The sequence below is a fragment of the Streptomyces ureilyticus genome (assembly GCF_011045025.1).
Lineage (GTDB): Bacteria > Actinomycetota > Actinomycetes > Streptomycetales > Streptomycetaceae > Streptomyces > Streptomyces ureilyticus.
The window spans coordinates 1-2949 of the sequence record NZ_JAAKZX010000408.1 but is presented as its reverse complement, the minus strand read 5'-3'; the positions used below and the strand labels follow the sequence as shown (position 1 = coordinate 2949).

The 2949-nt window shown below is 67.6% G+C and carries 4 protein-coding genes and 1 pseudogene; 4 read left to right on the top strand and 1 reads right to left on the bottom strand.

Annotated elements, in window-relative coordinates:
* Positions 1-149: pseudogene (locus tag G6048_RS50735) on the top strand (SseB family protein); the annotation flags it as partial.
* Between the two features lie 67 nt (positions 150-216).
* On the opposite strand, the gene G6048_RS47525 reads toward G6048_RS50735, so the two are convergent.
* The gene (locus G6048_RS47525) at positions 217-573 is read right to left on the bottom strand and encodes a DUF1844 domain-containing protein (RefSeq protein WP_165345819.1); all 357 of its coding nucleotides are present in this window, start codon (positions 571-573) and stop codon (positions 217-219) included.
* Positions 574-984: 411 nt separating this feature from the next.
* Between G6048_RS47525 and infC the strand changes: the two genes are divergently transcribed.
* The 3 genes from infC to rplT all read left to right on the top strand — a co-directional run bounded on the left by infC (position 985) and on the right by rplT (position 2430).
* On the top strand, positions 985-1620 hold the full coding sequence (gene infC / locus G6048_RS47515) for a translation initiation factor IF-3 (RefSeq protein WP_078492013.1): 636 nt from the start codon (positions 985-987) through the stop codon (positions 1618-1620).
* Between the two features lie 134 nt (positions 1621-1754).
* Positions 1755-1949 (top strand): 50S ribosomal protein L35, encoded by a 195-nt coding sequence (gene rpmI, locus G6048_RS47510; protein WP_124443692.1) that lies wholly within the window; start codon positions 1755-1757, stop codon positions 1947-1949.
* Between the two features lie 97 nt (positions 1950-2046).
* Positions 2047-2430 (top strand): 50S ribosomal protein L20, encoded by a 384-nt coding sequence (rplT, locus tag G6048_RS47505; RefSeq protein ID WP_033323444.1) that lies wholly within the window; start codon positions 2047-2049, stop codon positions 2428-2430.
* Positions 2431-2949 lie beyond the last annotated feature (519 nt).

The following is a 2949-nucleotide window of genomic DNA, read 5'->3' as shown; positions in this document are numbered from 1 at the left end:
CCGCCGCCCCCGCCGAGACCGCCCGCTCCGTCGCCGGCCGCCTGGCCGCCGACGACACACTGAGGGCCCGCCTGGTACACGGCCTCGACCTGGCACTCCTGCCGACCGAGGCGACACCACCGGGCGAGCCCCTTTACGTACGGCCCTGAAGTCTCGTACGCAACTTGTCGATCGTGCGTCTCTCGTGACGTCTTTCGTACGTCTCCGAAGTCGGCCTCAGCCGAAGACCGGACCCGTGTACTTCTCGCCCGGCCCCTGGCCCGGCTCGTCCGGGACGGACGACGCCTCGCGGAACGCCAGCTGCAGCGACTTCAGGCCGTCGCGCAGCGGTGCCGCGTGGAACGAGCTGATCTCGGTCGCGCTCGCGTCCAGCAGCCCGGCCAGCGCGTGCACCAGCTTGCGCGCCTCGTCCAGGTCCTTGTGCTTCTCGCCCTCCTCCGTCAGACCGAGCTTCACGGCGGCGGCGCTCATCAGGTTGACGGCGACCGTCACGATCACCTCGACCGCCGGGACCTCGGCGATGTCGCGGGTCATGGCGTCGAAGTCGGGGGTCTCAGGAGGGGTGTCACTCATGCCCCACACGATAGGGCCAGGTGCGTGCCTACTTGACAGCAGGAGGCCCCGGACACCTGGTTAGCGCGGGCCTTCCGGAGCTGCTAACCTTGTGTAACGACCGGTCGGATGCGCCCAGACATGTCCGCATGTCAGCGTGTTCGACCCGCAAGTGGAGGCTCCGATCTCCCACCTGGCCGTCCCCCGGGACGGCGGGTCACCCGGTCAGGCGGCGACCATCGTTCCGTACGGACGATGGAGCCGCAGGATATGCGCCCCGCGGGCCACCGCGGCGGTGCTCCGGTTGTCATTGGAGCCCCGCCTGCGTCCCGTCCGGGGCATTTTTCGTGGCTCCCGGTGGTTGGTCCCAGTTGAAGAGACGTACGCGAGCTGTCTGCCAGACAGCCGTGTGGTGCTAACCGAGGAGGATCCATCAGCGCCGAGCCCCGCATCAACGACCGGATTCGCGTTCCCGAGGTGCGACTTGTCGGTCCCAGCGGCGAGCAGGTCGGGATTGTTCCGCTTGCCAAGGCCCTGGAGCTTGCGCAGGAGTACGACCTCGACCTGGTCGAGGTGGCCGCGAACGCCCGTCCGCCGGTCTGCAAGCTCATGGACTACGGGAAGTTCAAGTACGAGTCGGCCATGAAGGCCCGTGAGGCGCGCAAGAACCAGGCGCACACGGTCATCAAGGAGATGAAGCTCCGGCCGAAGATCGACCCGCACGACTATGACACCAAGAAGGGTCACGTCGTCCGGTTCCTCAAGCAGGGCGACAAGGTCAAGATCACGATCATGTTCCGTGGTCGCGAGCAGTCCCGGCCGGAGCTCGGCTACCGACTGCTGCAGCGTCTCGCGGAGGACGTGGCCGACCTCGGGTTCGTGGAGTCGAACCCGAAGCAGGACGGCCGGAACATGATCATGGTTCTCGGTCCGCACAAGAAGAAGACCGAGGCGATGGCCGAGGCCCGCCAGGCGCAGGAAGCCCGGAAGGCAGAAGCGAAGGCCAACCCCGGCAAGTCGCAGAACGTCGCCGAAGAGGCTCCGGCCGAGGCTTCCGCCGACGCCTGATTCCAGGACGCAGGTCCTGGGGTCCAGCTCTCCGGATGAGAGTCCGGGGATGCCAACCGATACATCTGACGTTCCGCCGTGCCCGGTTTCACGACCGGGCATCGGAACGCCACTGACGAGGAGAGAACGGCGCTATGCCGAAGAACAAGTCGCACAGCGGTTCCAGGAAGCGCTTCAAGGTCACCGGCTCCGGCAAGGTGCTCCGTGAGCGCGCCGGCAAGCGCCACTATCTCGAGCACAAGTCGTCCCGTCTGACGCGTCGCCTCACCGGCAACGCCGAGATGGCCCCGGGCGACGCCAAGAAGATCAAGAAGCTTCTCGGCAAGTGACGTCGGGAACGCATCGCGTACCTGATCTCTGACCGGGACCCAATCGATTTCGGGTCGTGTGAGTCCAACCACGGCCCCGCTACAAGGAGTTAATCAAGTGGCACGCGTCAAGCGGGCAGTCAACGCCCACAAGAAGCGCCGGGCGATCCTCGAGCAGGCCTCCGGCTACCGCGGTCAGCGTTCGCGCCTGTACCGCAAGGCCAAGGAGCAGGTCACCCACTCGCTGGTCTACAACTACAACGACCGCAAGAAGCGCAAGGGTGACTTCCGGCAGCTGTGGATCCAGCGCATCAATGCCGCTGCTCGCGCCAACGGCATCACGTACAACCGGTTCATCCAGGGCCTGAAGGCCGCGAACGTCGAGGTCGACCGCAAGATTCTCGCGGACCTCGCCGTCAACGACGCCAACGCGTTCGCCGCGCTCGTCGAGGTCGCGCAGAAGGCGCTGCCGTCGGACGTGAACGCGCCGAAGGCGGCGTGACGCTGCGCTGGCTTCAGCCGCGTACGTGACGTGATCCGGACCCGCAGGCTGTTTTGCTGCCTGCGGGTCCGGGTGCGTCCGGGGGTGGCGGTCTCCTCGCCCCCGCCGCCCCTACCCGTCCCATCCCGGGGCCAGCCCCGGACCCCGCTGTGGGCTGCGCCCCCAGACCCCTTCGGGGCGGAGCCCCGTACCCCGCTCGGGGCTCCGCCCCGGACCCCCGCTCCTCAAACTCCCCCAGCTGCCGCTGGGAGGTGCCCCCAAGGGGCTGATTTGCTCGGCGATCGCCGGAGGGGCTGAATTGTCGCAGCCCCCGGGATCTTCCGGGCGCGGGCTGAACTCCGCAGTGGAGATTCCGCCGCCCTGGGCTGTATCTCCACGCCAGAGTTCCGCCGCCCAGGCGGAACTTTGCAGCGCGGGCCGGCATCAATCAGCCCGTCTGGGGGCACCTCCCAGCGGTAGCTGGGGGAGTTTGAGGACGAGGCCGTTCAGGCCGATGGGGTCTGGGGCGCAGCCCCAGCG